The sequence below is a fragment of the Candidatus Mycosynbacter amalyticus genome (assembly GCF_025273655.1).
Lineage (GTDB): Bacteria > Patescibacteriota > Saccharimonadia > Saccharimonadales > Saccharimonadaceae > Mycosynbacter > Mycosynbacter amalyticus.
In genome coordinates this window covers 134,924-151,247 of record NZ_CP045921.1, presented here as the reverse complement: position 1 = coordinate 151,247, position 16,324 = coordinate 134,924, and the positions used below count along the sequence as shown (strand labels likewise).

Here is a 16,324-nt window from a genome sequence, read left to right as displayed (position 1 = left end):
TAACACTAGTAATTATACACTAGACCTGTGGAAAAATCCAGTCTCGAGGCTTTTGAAGATTCTTTTATTCAACTGCGCTAATTCGCGTACAATAGATAGTAAGTACTACGTAGAGGAGGTCCCATGAATACTAGATATCGTTATCGTACCAATCTATTCATTGCACTTGTGCTCGGGATCGCAAGCCTGGTTTCGCTACTCGCTGCACACACTCTGTTTGCAGCCCCACCCCAAGCGCCGGTGAGGTATGTTGCACTTGGAGATTCCCGAGCAGCCGCACCTACGTACACATCAGTACTCACAGGCAATGGTTGCGGACAAACCTCGTCATCGTACCCCAAAGTCCTCGCCGGACGCCTTGGCGCCACTTTGATAGACAAATCGTGCACCGCAGCAAAAACAGAAAATATCCTCAGCTCACCACAGCGAACACTGCTCGCCTCGGTGCCAGTACAGATTGACGCCGTTACGAGTGACACCAACCTTGTCACAGTTTCTATCGGCGGAAACGACATCGGTTGGTCGCAATTCGTGGACAAATGTATCAGCATGATACCCGGCATAGACCGCAAGTGCCGAGATGATCAAAATCTACAACCATCAATCGCTACTGCGTTGGCTGGATTACAGCCAAAAGTAGAAGAAGTCTTACAGGTAGTAAAAAATCGTGCACCGACTGCACAAGTAGTACTTGTTGGTCATGGCGGACTCTACGACTCCACTGGATGTGCGTTCCAGGCAGGCTATAGCAATGCCGACGGACCCATTGTTACCGGTTTCTTCGCTCAGTTCAATGGCACGCTCAAGACTGCCGCAGATAATCAAGGTGTAACTTTTGTCGATGTCGACACGCCAGCCCAAAACGGCCACGATGTCTGTAGCGGTTCTGAGCGCTGGTTCAATGGCGACGCCCCCGCTTCGCTATATCAGACACGCCACCCCACCCCTCTCGGCAGCAGCGCTATAGCAAATCTGATCTACAACTCTCTATAAGCAGATACGAAAAGGAGCTCGCCAACTAGGCCGCTCATCCCAACAATACGTTGGCGAGTTCCTAGTCGACGAGCTCTCCAGAGAGTCCGCTAGTGTTACTGCAGCAGCCCAGACACGCGACCCGTCTCACGCTCAGCGTCGAGTCGCATCATCACTCGATCGTCTTCCGAGATCGAGCCAATGAGTTTACGAATTACCGGCCGAGCCACGGTAGGCAGAGTGGCAAGCGGCACCACCCGAGACTTCGGGTACTGCCGATACAGCTCAGCGTACATGCCACCGCGCCCCATCTGGACAAGGCTACGGATTGCAGGTCGTGCCGATGCGTGCCGGTTGAGTACGCGCGCCGCACGCTTATTGCGTGCGAGCAACGTCCGTGCGAACTCCAACTTGGAGAACCACTGTGAGAGCTGGGTGCCCTCGACTTGTGCAAACTTCATGCAATGGAACTCCCATCCGGTGCCAGCATACTCGCCTTTCAGCGAGTTGATGTATGCCTCGAGTGCTGCCTTCGCCACATTGTAGATGGTCATGTCGACAAAGCACGCGTCGCTCGCCGCCGAACCCGCACCGATGAAGATGCATTGATCAGCGGCGAACGACTCAGCCAGTTGGAACGTATATGACGTGCCTTTGACGGTCACGTCCATCGCCCTGGCGAAGGCTTCCATATCTAAATACATGGCAGTCGAGGGGGCGAAATACCCTGCCCCCGCCATCACATAAGACAACTTGTTGCCGGCAAGGAAACCTGCGATTGCCGGTGCCAAATCGGCCATCGAAGCATCGTCCGTGACGTCGGCCTGAGCCGTGAAGACATCCTTCACGCCCATCCCAACACACTTGGCAACGAGTTCACCGTTGGCGACACGCTCGTCGATGTCGATGAGAATTGCACCCGCAATCCTCATCTCACAGAAAAAGTTGAGCAGTTGCGCGCCTAACCCCTTCGGATCAGCGACACCGGTCAAGAGAACGTACTTGCCCTCCATGAAGTCCTTGTCAACCAACTTCGCGTCGGCGATATTGTTGTAGGTCTTCGAAACAAACGACATGAAAACTCCCTGGTCGAGGTATGTTGCTATTGCCTGAATCTAGCTAAAACTCTCAAAAAACACCCTAGCCCGGAGGCGAAGATGCCTCTCGAGTCGAGATGTATATATTATACACCAAAGATATTATTTTGTCAATTACCTTAATGCTTATTCACCACTGTTAAGGTCGTCAAGACTACTAATCAGCACCTCGCGAGGACGGGCACCGTCAGCCGGTCCGATTACGCCTTGTTCCTCGAGCTCTTCGATCACACGAGCAGCGCGTGCGTAGCCAATACGTAGACGACGCTGCAGCAAGCTCGTGCTCGCCTTTTTACTCTCTACCACCACGCGCACGGCATCTTTGTACATATCATCAGTACCGTCACTGTCGAAATCCATCACCACACCACCCTTGCCGTTGAGCTGCACGGGCTGCGCCACAATCTCGTCGTTATACTGCGGTGCGCTCTGCATGCGCAGATGATCGGTAATCTTGAGCACCTCTTCATCCGTCACCCACGCGCCCTGCACGCGCTTCGGTTTGCCCATCTGAGCAGTCTTCATGAGCATATCACCCTGGCCGAGCAGCTTCTCGGCGCCCATCACATCCAGAATCGTACGGCTGTCCACCTGACTCGCCACTGTAAAGGCGATACGCGCCGGTACGTTGGCTTTGATAAGGCCGGTGATGACATTGACACTCGGACGCTGCGTCGCCAATACCAGGTGGATACCAACAGCACGAGCCTTCTGCGCTAGGCGCACGATCAGCGCCTCTACATCGCGAGCTGCCAGCATCATCAGGTCAGCCAGCTCGTCGATTACGATTACGATGTACGGCATTGTGCCCTCTTCGTGCTCCTGCATATTACCTTCTTCGTCTTCGACGGAGATTTTGCGACCACGCTGCGCCAAACGCTTATTGTAACTCTCTATCTCACGCACCTTTTCTTCGGCCAGCAATTTGTAGCGGCGCTCCATCTCATTGACAGCCCATTTGAGTGCACTTACGGTCTTTTCAGGCTCGTTGATCACTGGTGTCAGCAGATGCGGAATGTCTTCGTACGGTGCCATCTCGACCTGCTTCGGATCCACCAAAATCAGCTTCATCTGGCTCGGACTATTGCGGTAGAGCAAGCTCGTCAGAAGCGTATTGATCATCACAGATTTACCAGAGCCCGTCTGACCGGCAATCAGCAAGTGGGGCATCTTGTTGAGCTCGCCGACTACGGCATGACCAGAGATATCCTTACCTATCGCAAAACTGAGCGGCTGGGTACTCGTCTTCCACTGCTTGGATTCCAGAATGCCGTACAAACGCACGTCGGCCGCACGCAAGTTTGGCACTTCAATGCCCACAGCTTTTTGACCAGGAATTGGCGCTTCCATACGCAAACTCTGCGCAGCCAGATTGAGTGCGATATTGGTCTCCAATGCCGTAATACGGGTCAGTTTGACACCACTTGGCGGCTTGAGTGTATATTGCGTCACCTTTGGTCCGACATTGGCACCTTCCATCTCCACATCGATGTTGAACTCGCTCAAAGTATCTTTGATCGTCTGAGCACTCTGCTGGACATCACCTGGATCGGCTGGTTTCTGCTTCTTTTCTAGTAGATCGAGACTTGGTGCCTGCCAGTTCGGGTCGTTAACAGCTACTAGTGCCTGCTTCTCCTCGGCAACCTTGTCCTGCTGGACACTACCACGTAGGCTCGACAGGCGTGGTTTTGGTTTCTCTTCCTCGGCATCGGCTGTCACCATACCTTTGAGTTTGAGCTCGGCGATATCGTTCGATTTGTCTTCGTCTTTTTTGTCTTTTTCACTGCCACCAAACTTCAAGCGAATACCAGTGCTTTTGGTCGCTTCTTCTGCATTTGCTTTTTTGATCACCTCTTTGTTGGTACGCTCTTCTTCGCGCATATTGGTACTAATCCAACCCCAGACACGACTGATAACAGTAAACGGCGACACGCGCAGTACAAATAGCACGGTGATAACGATGAGAACCACATAGATAAACCCTGCTACGGTCGGGCTCACCATCGGCAGCATGACATTATCATTGAGTGTAGCGCCCACCCAGCCACCAGTAGCATTACCTGAACCATCTTGCATAAGCCCAAAGAGACCGGCACACCACACTACCAGAAGTGCAGTTGAAAGTTTGGTCATGAGCGCCAGTTTGTTGTTACTAGCGCGGAAAGTCTCCACAGCCAGGTACGTAAATAAGATTGGCAGCACATAGACCGCATAACCGATAAACTCCAGGCTCATCGCTTGCACCCAATCGAGCACCGGCCCGCCCGCGCCAAACCACGCCACAATATAGAGTATCGAAACGACGATGAGCGCTACGGCGCCAACTTGCGCCCAAAAACCAGCCGGCAACATGTGTTGTGGCTTGGACGGTGCAGCTTTTTTACCCCTAGTGGTTTTCTTCTTTTTTGCCATTAGCTCTAGTATACTACTGTTTTTGTCGGTTTCGTGCAGGTGGACGTGGTGTTATTTCCTACGCTACTCTGCGGCGAATGTTTGTATTGTAGCACAAAATACCACAATTTGCAAGCTTCTTATGGTTGCATCTTAGCGCATCACCACCTACTCTACAGGTACGTCCCGACAACCAAAAGGATAGGACATGACACCTAGTAACCATCATGATGACATCCACCCGTGCGATGTGCATCGTCTCATAGTACAAACTACAGAGAGAGGACGACTCATACTCGAATCTCGTCAAGCCAAGAACGGCGAACTATTCTTCGCACTTCAGACGGTCTACCCAACTGGTAATCAATGGGACCTCCTGCATATGTTTGCCCTCGAGACAGCTGCAAGCGGAGCGCACCCACTTCAACCAGAGGTACGTGCACGAATACGCAAGTTCCTCGAGAACTGTCACGATGTGCCCATACTCGTCGTCGGCACTTGGCGAGCTCGTTCGGCGCCGCTAGCAGTCGGCGAGGCAGTCTGCGCAGTACTCGACGGCACCGATATATCGTTCGAACTCGGTGCGCTCCAGCAGGTCATCTCCGTCCAGCTCTATCAGGACTAAGCACCCCGCCACCTACGAACTCACCCCGCTCGTAGATAGAGAGCGGGGTGAGTTTACTTTATGAAGCTTCTTCTGGCAGCCTAACAGAATCAAGATCTATGACTTGGCGTGGATAACGACGATAGTACAATATGAGCCCCACCATCAGCGCATACAGTGTCGCCCATAGACCGTTGAATACGATAAGTAGCGGCTGATGAATCGAAATCATATATACAAGCGATACGAGCTGTGTGCCACACCACAGCGACCAAGTGGCTACACTTAGTTCGTCTGAGCGACCGCTGCGAATGAGCTGGCGCACTTGGGAGCCGCTCGCCACCAGAGCGACAGAACCGGCCAGTGAGTAAAGAATTTCTATCATGTTATCTGTTTGTATTTGATTGTTACTATAATTTAATAATAGCATAAACATTATAATAAGTCAATACACCGAGCATTGCTCGATGTATTTGGTATGCAAACCTAAGGCTAGTAGCCGCGCGTATCAGCCTTGGCGCGAGGCTCGATTGCATCGCTGTCTGGCACTTGCTTTGGCGGAAACTTCTTGGCTGCTGGCGCCGCAAATGGCTTCACTTGACCGTCGGTCGCTGGGCGATTATTGCCACGCTGTTGACGATTATCGCGGTTACCGCCACCCTGCTGCTGGCCACCCCCACCACCAATCTCGTTGATAACAGGAATCACGATCGGTGTACGACGCGTCTGGTCATAGAGGAGGTGTGTAATTTCGTCTTTCAGCTCCTTCTTCAGCTGATCCATATCAGGGCGCCTGCCACCGAAGCTGCGCTGCACTTTTTGCTTCAAATACTGACGCATCAAATTCATCAGCTCCTCGCTATCGCGCAGGTAGATAAAGCCGCGGCTGATGATATCCGGGCTTGTGAGCAAGCGACCGCTTCCCTTGTGCACTGTTAGCACCACCACAAACATACCTTCCTGAGACATATGAATACGGTCTTTGAGGACTACTTCCGATACGACTGCGCCGCTGTCATCGTACATGATGCCACCGACCGGGATACGGCCGTTTTTCTTGGCACCATCGGCAGTAATTTCGATAACATCGCCACTGTCGCAAACAAAGATATTGCTGCGTGGGATGGCGCATTCTTTCTCAGCCAGCTCGGCATTATGCACCAGCATATGAAATTCACCATGAATTGGCATGTAGTACGTAGGGTTCAACGCACTGATAAGTTTGACGTGATCATCGTAGTAGCCATGACCACTAAGATGGAGTGGGCCGACGCCAGTAAGGTGTGATTTGCCGTTTTGCACCACGTCACTACCCTCGCGCATGAGACCATCGACTGTGCGTACCACATACTTCTCGTTGCCCGGAATCGGGTTGGAGCTAAAGACGACGACGTCGCTGTTTTTGATCTTGATGTGTTTGTGAGCACCAGATGCCATACGGTTGAGCACAGCGTTGAACTCGCCCTGGCTACCAGTACAGACGATGGTAACTTTGCCATCGGGCATCTTCACGATGTCTTCCATCTTCACTACCACGTCTTTTGGCACTTTGATCACACCGGTGCGTAGGCCTACTTCGACGTTCTGGATCATACTATAACCGGCGAAAGCGACTTTGCGACCGCTCTTCTTTGCCTCGTCCAAAATACCCTGCATACGGTGAAGCTGCGAGCTAAAGCAGCTGATGATGAGGCGATTGCTTGGATACTTCTCCATCACCTGGCCGAGGCTCGCTTGGATCTCCGGCTCACCGTGATTGTGCGTACCTTCGCTTTCGCAGTTGGTCGACTCGTTCATAAGCATCAGGATGCCTTCTTTGGCACTGATTTCTGTCAGGCGTTCCAGATCGAACTTCTTGCCATCGACAGGATTTTCTTCGAAACGCCAGTCACCAGTGTCGACTAGGACACCCATAGGAGTGCGGATCACGACAGCAGTCGCATCTGGAATGGAGTGATTCACTCGGACAAGCTCGATATTGAAGCTATCGCCGATTTGCACGCGCTCATGTGATTCTGGATCCATCTCGTTGTACGCAGGTTCGTAGCCACTTGTGGCCTCTTCCATAGTGCGTTTGACCATGGCCAGCGTGAATTTACTACCATACACAGGTGCAGGCAGCTGATGAATAATGTGACGGAAGGCACCGATATGATCGAGGTGACCATGAGTGAACACCCAAGCGCGCACCTTGTGCTTGTTTTCGAGCAGATAGGTGATATCCGGGGTGATGTAGTTGATGCCCGGGTAGTCGCTGCCTGGGAACAAGAAGCCACAGTCCACCACGATAATGTCGTTGTCGTATTCGATCGCCATCATGTTTTTGCCGATACCCATCTCGCCGAGACCACCGATAGGCATCACCTTGAGCACTGGACCTTTGGTACGGGGCTGGCGCTTCCACTCAGCTGTGCTAAACTGGCGACCGTCGTAGCCGTTGTAGATAGATTTGTTCACTGGCACATCGATCATGTGCTGGCTGGCGCGGACATTGACGTTTTCGCTAGTGCGGCGCTGTGCACGGAACACTTCGCCCTTGCGTGTGCTTGTCTGGTTCAGTGCGGCGATGTTAGATTTTTTCTTTGGTTGCCCAGATGCAGGGCGCTTGCTCAGATCATCTGATTGAGCGTTTGAGAGTCTTCGTTGACCCATATAGTTTGTTTCTCCTTTTCAGCAAGTACTTTCGTGGATTGCTGAGTTGTATCATTTAGGTAATATGCGTATTAAATATGCGAGGATTGGGTGGTCAGTGTTCGGTCGTTTCCCCTTTGAAAGTACTCTTATGATAGCAGACGAAGCTTAAGAAGTCAAGCATGATATTGACTTTTATTGATTTTTAGCGTATAATATATAATATATCTGAGGTTAGCAGCCAGCTATTTCCAGATAGAGCCCACCCTACATCTAGGAGATATCATGCCCGAGTATGGCTTGAACTACCAGGAGATCTGTGAGCTACGACGCGTATGCACCCAGCTCGACAATCCCGTGCGTTTCGAAGAGTACTTCGCGCTGCGTGACATCGAGTTTACGCACGCAGATGTACTACTGGCGCTCACACTGCCGCTTCCAGCCAGCGAGCACCAGCGGCTCAAGCGTGCCGGCGGTTCAATGGAAGAGCTCGAAGTCCTCACCCAGGCGCTCTACGACGCCGACAAGTTCCTCGATCATGTCGAAGAGGCACTGGCAGAGTACATTCACCTGCGCTGCGCCAAGTCCATTCCGCGCAGCAAAGCGATGGACGCGCTGTTCGCGAAGTACGGCCTCACATTGCCTCTTCCCTGCACGATCATCTAGGCTCCATCCCGGCCATCACAACCAGTGATGTGCCGGGTGCTTCATTTCTAGGTGGTTTCTGCCAGCTTCGCCGCTGCCAAAAAGTCATCTATGAGCGTCTGCCGCATCCCGCCGTTATACAATGCTGCCGCAGGATGATAGAGCGGTATCACGAGGAATTCATGTTCACGATATTTCACCTTGCGTGCATGACCATGGTCACGCGAAATATGCAGATCCGGGATAAAGCACATTCCACTGTGTCGCCCCAGGGTAATGACGACTTTTGGATTGATAATTTCGAGCTGGCGCATGAGATATGGCCAAAATTCGCGCTTTTCTTCCGGTGTGGGGTCACGGTTATTTGGCGGTCGATACTTCACGATATTTGTGATGTACACATCTCTGCGCACTAGCCCTGCCGCTTCGAGCATCTCGTTCAGAAAACGCCCGCTTGCCCCTACAAATGGCAACCCCTGTTCGTCCTCTGCCTTACCTGGTGCTTCTCCAACAAACACAATATCAGCATCCGGGTTACCATCGCCCATTACTAGTTGTGTCGCACTCGCCGCCAGATTGGGACAGATTTTTTGTGTAAGTAACTGTTGCCGCAGCTCATCGAGCGTCGATAGTGTATCCATATATGATCAAGTATACTAGATTTGCTCGTTTGCGACTCTCGTATGAGTAGCTTATACTACCAACAAGCATGAGCACAATACTTGATACACTCGCCCGCTCCACGGATTACCTCGACTACGGAGTGATTATTGCTGATAATCAGTATAAAATTACACGCATCAATGATAAAGCAAGACAGCTTCTTGGAGTTCAAGGCGAACCGACGGATCTGCACGAAATCGCAAGTGTATTGCCACAGCACACACAGTTCATGGAACACGTCATCCATTGTGGACCTAACCGGTTAACCTGCAACTTTGGAGATCTCGACGTACACGAATCACATCTGTCAGTCTACTTGTCCCCGATCTTCGACGAACAGAGTAAGCTTCTCGGACGGCTGCTCTCTATTCACGATAAATCAAGTGATCAAAGCGCCAAGCTTATCCCTGCCCTCGTCCACGAACTCCGCACGCCGCTTACTGCTGTGCGTGGCAACGCATCACTACTCCAAGAAGATTTCAGCCAGCTCTTTGCTGAAGAAGTGCCAAGGCAGCTCATCGGTTTCGTGCGTAGCGGCAGCGAAGATGTACTCAATATGGTAAACAGCATCCTGGAGATGGCTCGACTTGAAGATGGCCGCGCGACGTTTGATCTCCAGGTCGTACAAATTGGCGCGCTTATCACAGAAGCTGTACAACCACTCACAGTGCTCGTACAGCAGCGTAATCTTGCCCTCTCCGTGCAACAGTCTGAGTTACTTGGCTACCCTGTCGTCGGCGACCCAGCCAAGGTGCGTGAAGTCCTGACCAATCTTGTGAGCAATGCTATCAAATTCACTCAAGCTGGTAGCATAACTATCTCGCTTGCCGCGAGTCCCACCATGATCGAAGTTTCCGTGACAGACAGCGGTGCGGGTATCCCACCAGAAGAACAAGCGTCTCTCTTTGGCAAATTCTTCCAAACATCCAATAATCCACTTCGCGGCGACTCATCTAAAAGCACTGGGCTCGGGCTCTACATTACAAAGCTTATCATGCACCACATGGGCGGGGATATTTATCTCAAACAATCCACGCTCGGTCAAGGTTCCACCTTCAGCTTCACCCTCGACATCGCTACACCAGAGCGCCAAGCGGCTATGCAACAGCAACTTACTGACCAGGCACAGGGCGTGAAACACGTCAAACTTCCTGACCAGGCATCAGATTCAACCCAGCCTAAAACCAAAAAGTGGCCGTGGTTAAAGTAGCAAAATCCCGCTCACGAATATGAGCGGGATTTTTGCGGGATAAACCGATTACTCTGCGTCCTTAACCGAAAGACTCAAGCGTCCGCGCTCATCGATACCAGTCAGCTTCACCTTCACTATCTGACCTTCGCTTAGTACATCCGTCACATTTTCGACTCTACTATCACTGAGCTGCGAGATGTGTACCATGCCATCAATACCAGGCAGGATGTTCACAAATGCGCCGAAGTCTTTGATTGTCACAACCTTGCCTTCGTAGATACGACCCACTTCTGGTTCCTCGGTAAGACTACGGATCCAGTCGAGTGCCTTTTCAATGTTCTTGGTATCAGCAGCAGCTACAGTGATTAAGCCGTCCTCTTTGATATCGATCATGGCACCGGTCTCGGCGGTAATCTTGTTGATCACTTCACCGCCCTTGCCTATCACCGCACCGATCTTATCTGGGTTGATCTTAATCTTCTCAATACGCGGTGCATATGGGCTCAGTGTTGGCTTAGGTGCCGCCAGTGTCGTGAGCATGTGCTCGAGGATATGTGCGCGACCTGGTGTGGAGGTGCGAATAGCCTGCGCTAATACTTCTACCGGCAGTCCATGCAACTTCATGTCCATCTGCACGGCGGTAATGCCCTTGGCAGTACCTGTTACCTTGAAATCCATATCACCCGCGAAGTCTTCGGCATCGGCGATGTCACTCAGCACGTACGGTGTTTCACCGTCCATCATCAATCCCATGGCGATACCGGACACCGGCGCCTTGATTGGCACGCCAGCATCCATGAGCGCTAACACGCTCGAGCAGGTGGCGGCCATCGATGTTGAACCATTTTGGCTCATTATTTCTGTCACACTGCGGATAGCATATGGAAACTCTTCCTCAGTCGGCAGGACTGGCAGTACAGCACGCTCCGCCAAGTAGCCATGGCCAATTTCGCGACGGCCTGGACTACCAAGGCGACGCACTTCACCAACCGTGTAGCCAGGGGCATTGTAGTGGTGCATGTAGCGACGTTCGCCGTCGCTCACTTCCATCGTGTCGACGATTTGCGCGTAGCTCAGTGGCGCCAGCGTGACAATGTTCATGCCCTGCGTGACACCACGGGTGAAGATGCTTGAACCGTGTGTGCGTGGCAATATACCCACTTCGCTACTGAGTGGGCGAATCTCGTCGAGCTTGCGTCCGTCTGGACGCGTCTGTGATTCTACAATACCGCGGCGCACGTCTTTGTGGAGCGACATTGTGAACGCTTCGTCGTATTCGTCGTGCAGTGCTTCATACTCGTCGCCGTGCTTGGTAGTCATCTCTTCGTGGAAGCTCCAACGCAGTTCGTTGACCATTTCGTTGCGCTCCGGGTATGGACGGTGGAGTTTGGTACCAAGCTTCTCGTGAGTCCACTCGTCTACCTCTGTCTGGATAGCTTCGTTTGGCAGCACGAGTTCATACTCCATGGCCTCTTTGGCAACCTTGGCGGCCAATTCTTTCTGCAGGGCAATCGCCGGCTGCATAGCTTCGTGAGCCCACGCGATCGCGTCGATCACGACTTCCTCGTCAACTTGGTCAGCACCTGCCTCTACCATCACGACACCGCTTTCGATGCCAGCTACCACGAGGTCGAGGTCGCTCTGCTCGCGTTCTTCCGGACTCAGGAATGCTTTGAACTCACCATTGACGCGACCCACGCGCAGACCAGCCACTGGGCCGTCAAACGGTGCGCCGCTGATAGAGAGAGCTGAGCTCGCAGCGATCATCGCCACCATGTCTGGGCGGAAGCTTGGGTCCATACTAAGGACGCTCGCCACCACCTGCACTTCGGCACGGAAGCCTTTTGGAAACAGTGGACGAATCGGTCGATCGATAATGCGACCAATCAGGATGGCTTCGTCACTCGGGCGACCTTCGCGTTTGATGAAGCGGCTGCCACTAATTTTGCCAGCTGCATACATTTTTTCTTCATAATCCACACTGAGTGGGAAATAATCGAGCTTGACCGGGCGGCTGCCGATTTGCGTCGTACCGAGCACTACGGTGTCACCGTATTTTACAAGTACACTCGCAGTGGTGCGGAACCCGACGCGGTTGACTTCGAGTGTCAGCGTCTTGCCGGCCAGCTCAGTACTGACAGAGATAATTTCTTTGCCATTTGGATTGATAGTAGACATATTCTACTCCCTTCTTGGTTGTGCGGAGAGTAACAGGGGAAAAAGTTCAGGACTGTAAACTTTTATCTCTATCACCGTCCGCTATTAATACTCTTCCATTATATCGTGCCTGGCGCATGATTGCTACAGATAGACTCATGCAAGAAAATAGCCCGCAGGCCATTTCCGGACTGCGGGGGTTGAAAGAAGCACGCGCGTTCAGTCTAACATCAGTTGCGCTGCACCCACATGACAGCAGGTTCTTCGGCGATGACGACATTGTCACGTGAGATAGTCAGTCCACCTGACTGCACCACATAAGCATAGTTGTCACTCGTAGTAGCCACGTACTGATCGTGTGGAGTATTGAACACCTCACCTATCGTAATTCCTCGACCACTACGCTCACCTCTGTAATAAAGCACGACGCCGCTACGACAAATCACCACCCTTGAGCCGCCGTCATGTGCGGTTGTGATGAGAATTGCCACAGCCACATCACCGGAGTCACATCGTGCGTAGCCAGTAGTAAAGCCTCGCCCATCGGCACTCGCCGCTGAGGTATTTGTGCGAGATGTAGGCAACGGTGCTACGACAATAGTTGAGGTCGCGACTGTCGTTGATGTTTCCACTTTCGTCTCGGTCACACTTGTCACCACAATCGTGGTAGTCGATGGCGCAGTCGCGCCACCACTACAGCCAGTTACTGTGCATATGAAGGCCACGACTACCGTAACCACCACACAATATCTCATTGTTTCACCATTTCTGTCGAAGTTCACTGTCCATGTAGGAATCTCTAATCTATAAAAAAGAGCGTATAACGCCCCCTTATATAGATATCACTTTTATATCACAGGTAGCTTCCGATAAACAAACTGCGCGTCACGCGACAAAGCGTAGGGCTAAGAACTTCATGTTACGCATTAACAGTGCACTGTTCTGATTTCTACCGCCAGCACTCCACAATCCACTTGCTCGTTAGTAGAGTAATATTTATTGTACTCATCGGCCGCTTCAACGACGGACGCAGCATGCGGAATAACGCGTCTATAGCCTTCGGCTTGGCATAGACTCAAGAAATTGGGATACTCACGTATTACCACGATTTTCACTCGAGCCTGATCCAGCTCGCCGTCGCAGAGTACGCCGTCTTGATCGCGAATATCCCGGCGCAGTTTGATAATATCTCCCACGCAATATTGAGCAAATTTGCCCCGCTTCAGACGGCCCTCCACCGTCTTACGGCCAGCGATGATATCATCGAGCAATTTTGATTCACGACCGGATTCCCAGATTGTCATGCAGGTCATTATACCACTCACACACTTATGCTTGCCTCCGACACCCGCGAGAGCTACAATAGCCCCAACCCCGAGAGAGAGGAAACTCATGAGACCAAAGGGTAAGCCCAACGCCAAACAGCGGGGCGAAATCAGGAAGCGCCGCCGCAAACGAGCGGAGCGTCGAGAAGCCACCAAAGCTACGCGAGAAGCTCGCAACGAGCGTATGCGTAGCGAAGGGCATCTGGGGTGGGTCGCACCTCCCCCTCGATGGACATGGTGACTTCCAACAGGACTCCGGGGCGTACAAAACAGTACACCCTGGAGTCCGCAAATTCACTACTATGACAAATCACTTCACCGCACATGACACTCACGATAGCTTCGAGACAGATCGAGGTGCACTTCGGCACGAAACCAACCGGAGTGAAGAACTATACGGCTTCCTACGTACACTGACTACTATTGCCTTGGATCAAACACGCCAACTCCCAAAGCCAGTATTCGAGCTCGACGACACGGAACAGCAACAAGTGATTGAACGAGTCAATGCCTACTGCCGCTACGAGTTCAACCAGGTACCCGAACTCCACGGTCTTGCCATCAAAGCATGTGGCACTGGTATGATGTTCCTGGCAGACGACGACGGCGTCATCATGGGAGCTGAGCAAATATATGAGGGTGATGTAATCACAGGATTAATCTTAGACCCGTGTATCTTCCCCGTGCCAACCATCGAATGTCTCGCAGTGAGTGGTGATGGTAAGATTCCAGTTGACGACCAGACATTGTCTGGAGTGATTACACTACAGGCGGGCAAACTTACGAGAGTATCCGACACTCAACCAGGTGCTGCTGAAGTATATGACCTAGCCAATTTTCAGGTTTCTCTGCCGCTCGCTCACTACCTCAGATTTGCAGTAGACGCGTAATCCAAACTAGCGTACATTGCGTCGGCGAAACACCGCCCACGCCGCCACGAGCATAATCACTGTCACGAGTAGCAGCACCAACACATCTTTTTTCGCGATGCCATACTGCACTATATCGGTCGCCGGGAAATAGTGGATGAGCGAAAATTTCTCGTAATCCGCTAGCCAGTCCACTACGCTACCAAATGTCGATAAGATGAAACTGCCGATAATCACCAATATACTCACGAGCGACGTCACGCCTTTGTTACCCGTCATCATGCCTATGGCGAACGCAACAGTACCATATGTCACCATAAGTAGCCACGTCATCAAACCTAGTTTCAAAAATGCCGTAAATTCCAACTCAGCACCTGTCGTCACCGGTACAGTGATATAAATACCCACACCCAGACCAACCACTGCCACTAGCGTGATAATAAGAAGCGCCACCCATTTCTCGAGCAATAGACGCGTGCGGCTAATCGGCAGCGCCAGCACTGAGCGCAGCTCACCACTGCGCTCTTCGTTGGTACTAATCCCCTGTGCCAATATAATCGCCATGATGCCGGCGATGAGTGGCAAGCGAATATCGAACAGCTGCGACGCCAGGTAGGTATCAAACGATTTCAAGTACGTCAGATTGCCAATCAAACCTTCAAACGCCTTTGGCATATTTGCTACTAGCGAATCTAGCGCGCCATCCTGATGCATGGCCGGGTAGAAGCTTGTCATAAGCGCTGCAAACGCCGTAAATCCGAGTGTCCAACCCAATGTAAACCATCGGCGATCCCAGAGAGTTTTGAGTAATACGCTATTCATCGTCGGTCTCCGGTTTCTTGTCGTTGTAGATATGTTTAAACTCTTCTTCGAGTGTACGTTCGGTAATCTCGATATCGGCCACGTTTTTTTGCTCAGCTACCCACGCTAGCAGCGCATCTACATGACCAGTGTAGCTAAAACTCAACTCATACAATTCACCTACTCGTTTCGTCTCAACAGCCGTGGCATGTTTGGGCGCCTGCGCTTCGGTACGTGTCTGTAGCATCACCGTCTTGCCGGCTCGTGCAGCTAGGTCAATCTGTGTCAGATCTTCGACGACTTTGCCCTCTTTCATAAGTAGCACGCGCGTACAGACTTCCGCTACTTCCTGCAAATAGTGCGACGACATAAATATAGTTGTGCCGCGGGCCGATTCGTCTCGGATTGTCTCCAGGAACGCCTCTTGCATCACGGGGTCCAGCCCGCTGGTTGGCTCATCGAGCACGATCAGCTGTGGCTGTGTCACGAGAGCTGCCACCAGCGCTATCTTTTGCTTGTTGCCGCGCGATAGCGAGCTGATCTTTTTGTCCAGCTGTGGTTTAAAAATCTTATAGAGCTCTTCATAGCGCTTGGCATGCTTTTTGCCACCAGACTGAGTCATCACAAATTTGATGTATTGCCGCCCAGTCATTGATTCGGGCAGCTCCATGTCACCGGCAGCATAGCCAATACGTGCATGCGACACATGCGCATTTGCTGGCGTTACAGGCTGGCCAAAGACAGAGATAGTACCATGATTTGGCGAGATAAATCCAAGTAACATACTGATCGTGGTTGTCTTGCCAGCGCCGTTTTCACCTACAAAACCAATTACTTCACCCGAGGCCACGTCGAAAGTCACATCGTCGACTGCTTTAAATTTACGGTAGCGTTTCGTCACGTGCTCCAGCCGGATTAACGGCTGCGGGGTTTCTTGTGTCATACTGACCACTAGTATAACATCTTATAACACAAGC

16 protein-coding genes are annotated in these 16,324 nt (G+C 51.8%); 6 read left to right on the top strand and 10 right to left on the bottom strand.

The genetic code is table 11. The features are described from left to right. Positions 1 to 123: 123 nt before the first annotated feature. On the top strand, positions 124 to 993 hold the full coding sequence (locus tag GII36_RS00815; RefSeq protein WP_260763708.1) for an SGNH/GDSL hydrolase family protein: 870 nt from the start codon (positions 124 to 126) through the stop codon (positions 991 to 993). Positions 994 to 1,088: 95 nt separating this feature from the next. Here GII36_RS00815 and GII36_RS00810 read toward each other — a convergent pair whose 3' ends face one another. Beyond that, positions 1,089 to 2,048 carry an SDR family oxidoreductase gene (locus tag GII36_RS00810; RefSeq protein WP_260763707.1) on the bottom strand — a complete coding sequence of 320 codons (960 nt, stop codon included), beginning with the start codon at positions 2,046 to 2,048 and terminating at the stop codon, positions 1,089 to 1,091. A gap of 147 nt (positions 2,049 to 2,195) precedes the next feature. Then, positions 2,196 to 4,481 carry an FtsK/SpoIIIE family DNA translocase gene (locus GII36_RS00805; protein WP_260763705.1) on the bottom strand — a complete coding sequence of 762 codons (2,286 nt, stop codon included), beginning with the start codon at positions 4,479 to 4,481 and terminating at the stop codon, positions 2,196 to 2,198. 187 nt (positions 4,482 to 4,668) lie between these two features. Between GII36_RS00805 and GII36_RS00800 the strand changes: the two genes are divergently transcribed. Next, on the top strand, positions 4,669 to 5,085 hold the full coding sequence (locus tag GII36_RS00800) for a hypothetical protein (RefSeq protein ID WP_260763703.1): 417 nt from the start codon (positions 4,669 to 4,671) through the stop codon (positions 5,083 to 5,085). Between the two features lie 58 nt (positions 5,086 to 5,143). Here GII36_RS00800 and GII36_RS00795 read toward each other — a convergent pair whose 3' ends face one another. Both GII36_RS00795 and GII36_RS00790 read right to left on the bottom strand, forming a co-directional pair. Beyond that, positions 5,144 to 5,449, bottom strand: coding sequence for a hypothetical protein (locus GII36_RS00795; protein WP_260763701.1), 306 nt, complete (start codon positions 5,447 to 5,449; stop codon positions 5,144 to 5,146). 107 nt (positions 5,450 to 5,556) lie between these two features. Beyond that, positions 5,557 to 7,716 carry a ribonuclease J gene (locus tag GII36_RS00790; RefSeq protein ID WP_260763698.1) on the bottom strand — a complete coding sequence of 720 codons (2,160 nt, stop codon included), beginning with the start codon at positions 7,714 to 7,716 and terminating at the stop codon, positions 5,557 to 5,559. A 264-nt stretch (positions 7,717 to 7,980) separates the two neighbouring features. Between GII36_RS00790 and GII36_RS00785 the strand changes: the two genes are divergently transcribed. Next, positions 7,981 to 8,361 carry a hypothetical protein gene (locus GII36_RS00785; RefSeq protein WP_260763697.1) on the top strand — a complete coding sequence of 127 codons (381 nt, stop codon included), beginning with the start codon at positions 7,981 to 7,983 and terminating at the stop codon, positions 8,359 to 8,361. A gap of 47 nt (positions 8,362 to 8,408) precedes the next feature. Here the strand turns inward: GII36_RS00785 and GII36_RS00780 are convergent, their stop codons facing one another. After that, entirely contained in the window at positions 8,409 to 8,981 is a 573-nt protein-coding gene (locus GII36_RS00780; protein WP_260763696.1) for a uracil-DNA glycosylase, read from the bottom strand. Positions 8,982 to 9,049: 68 nt separating this feature from the next. Between GII36_RS00780 and GII36_RS00775 the strand changes: the two genes are divergently transcribed. Next, positions 9,050 to 10,213, top strand: coding sequence for a sensor histidine kinase (locus GII36_RS00775; protein ID WP_260763695.1), 1,164 nt, complete (start codon positions 9,050 to 9,052; stop codon positions 10,211 to 10,213). 48 nt (positions 10,214 to 10,261) lie between these two features. Here GII36_RS00775 and GII36_RS00770 read toward each other — a convergent pair whose 3' ends face one another. The 3 genes from GII36_RS00770 to GII36_RS00760 all read right to left on the bottom strand — a co-directional run bounded on the left by GII36_RS00770 (position 10,262) and on the right by GII36_RS00760 (position 13,656). Then, complete coding sequence (locus tag GII36_RS00770; RefSeq protein WP_260763694.1) at positions 10,262 to 12,373, bottom strand: polyribonucleotide nucleotidyltransferase; 2,112 nt, start codon at positions 12,371 to 12,373, stop codon at positions 10,262 to 10,264. Between the two features lie 209 nt (positions 12,374 to 12,582). Then, positions 12,583 to 13,077, bottom strand: a complete 495-nt coding sequence (locus GII36_RS00765) for a hypothetical protein (protein ID WP_260763693.1) — start codon at positions 13,075 to 13,077, stop codon at positions 12,583 to 12,585. Positions 13,078 to 13,278: 201 nt separating this feature from the next. Then, positions 13,279 to 13,656 (bottom strand): ASCH domain-containing protein, encoded by a 378-nt coding sequence (locus GII36_RS00760; RefSeq protein WP_260763692.1) that lies wholly within the window; start codon positions 13,654 to 13,656, stop codon positions 13,279 to 13,281. 88 nt (positions 13,657 to 13,744) lie between these two features. Between GII36_RS00760 and GII36_RS00755 the strand changes: the two genes are divergently transcribed. Then, the gene (locus GII36_RS00755) at positions 13,745 to 13,918 is read left to right on the top strand and encodes a hypothetical protein (RefSeq protein WP_260763690.1); all 174 of its coding nucleotides are present in this window, start codon (positions 13,745 to 13,747) and stop codon (positions 13,916 to 13,918) included. Positions 13,919 to 13,979: 61 nt separating this feature from the next. Then, the gene (locus GII36_RS00750; protein WP_260763688.1) at positions 13,980 to 14,567 is read left to right on the top strand and encodes a hypothetical protein; all 588 of its coding nucleotides are present in this window, start codon (positions 13,980 to 13,982) and stop codon (positions 14,565 to 14,567) included. A 6-nt stretch (positions 14,568 to 14,573) separates the two neighbouring features. Here GII36_RS00750 and GII36_RS00745 read toward each other — a convergent pair whose 3' ends face one another. Continuing rightward, positions 14,574 to 15,368, bottom strand: coding sequence for a DUF2705 family protein (locus GII36_RS00745; protein ID WP_260763686.1), 795 nt, complete (start codon positions 15,366 to 15,368; stop codon positions 14,574 to 14,576). Then, entirely contained in the window at positions 15,361 to 16,290 is a 930-nt protein-coding gene (locus tag GII36_RS00740) for an ABC transporter ATP-binding protein (RefSeq protein WP_260763685.1), read from the bottom strand. Before GII36_RS00740 ends, GII36_RS00745 begins: the two co-directional genes overlap by 8 nt. Positions 16,291 to 16,324 lie beyond the last annotated feature (34 nt).

What these genes read in the sequence shown, in the direction of transcription:
- GII36_RS00815 (WP_260763708.1), top strand. Translation starts at nt 124, where the DNA reads ATGAATACTAGATATCGTTATCGTACCAATCTATTCATTGCACTTGTG.
- GII36_RS00760 (WP_260763692.1), bottom strand. Translation starts at nt 13,656, where the DNA reads ATGACAATCTGGGAATCCGGTCGTGAATCAAAATTGCTCGATGATATC.
- GII36_RS00785 (WP_260763697.1), top strand. Translation starts at nt 7,981, where the DNA reads ATGCCCGAGTATGGCTTGAACTACCAGGAGATCTGTGAGCTACGACGC.
- GII36_RS00795 (WP_260763701.1), bottom strand. Translation starts at nt 5,449, where the DNA reads ATGATAGAAATTCTTTACTCACTGGCCGGTTCTGTCGCTCTGGTGGCG.
- GII36_RS00755 (WP_260763690.1), top strand. Translation starts at nt 13,745, where the DNA reads ATGAGACCAAAGGGTAAGCCCAACGCCAAACAGCGGGGCGAAATCAGG.
- GII36_RS00780 (WP_260763696.1), bottom strand. Translation starts at nt 8,981, where the DNA reads ATGGATACACTATCGACGCTCGATGAGCTGCGGCAACAGTTACTTACA.
- GII36_RS00770 (WP_260763694.1), bottom strand. Translation starts at nt 12,373, where the DNA reads ATGTCTACTATCAATCCAAATGGCAAAGAAATTATCTCTGTCAGTACT.
- GII36_RS00790 (WP_260763698.1), bottom strand. Translation starts at nt 7,716, where the DNA reads ATGGGTCAACGAAGACTCTCAAACGCTCAATCAGATGATCTGAGCAAG.
- GII36_RS00740 (WP_260763685.1), bottom strand. Translation starts at nt 16,290, where the DNA reads ATGACACAAGAAACCCCGCAGCCGTTAATCCGGCTGGAGCACGTGACG.
- GII36_RS00745 (WP_260763686.1), bottom strand. Translation starts at nt 15,368, where the DNA reads ATGAATAGCGTATTACTCAAAACTCTCTGGGATCGCCGATGGTTTACA.
- GII36_RS00805 (WP_260763705.1), bottom strand. Translation starts at nt 4,481, where the DNA reads ATGGCAAAAAAGAAGAAAACCACTAGGGGTAAAAAAGCTGCACCGTCC.
- GII36_RS00800 (WP_260763703.1), top strand. Translation starts at nt 4,669, where the DNA reads ATGACACCTAGTAACCATCATGATGACATCCACCCGTGCGATGTGCAT.
- GII36_RS00775 (WP_260763695.1), top strand. Translation starts at nt 9,050, where the DNA reads ATGAGCACAATACTTGATACACTCGCCCGCTCCACGGATTACCTCGAC.
- GII36_RS00750 (WP_260763688.1), top strand. Translation starts at nt 13,980, where the DNA reads ATGACAAATCACTTCACCGCACATGACACTCACGATAGCTTCGAGACA.
- GII36_RS00810 (WP_260763707.1), bottom strand. Translation starts at nt 2,048, where the DNA reads ATGTCGTTTGTTTCGAAGACCTACAACAATATCGCCGACGCGAAGTTG.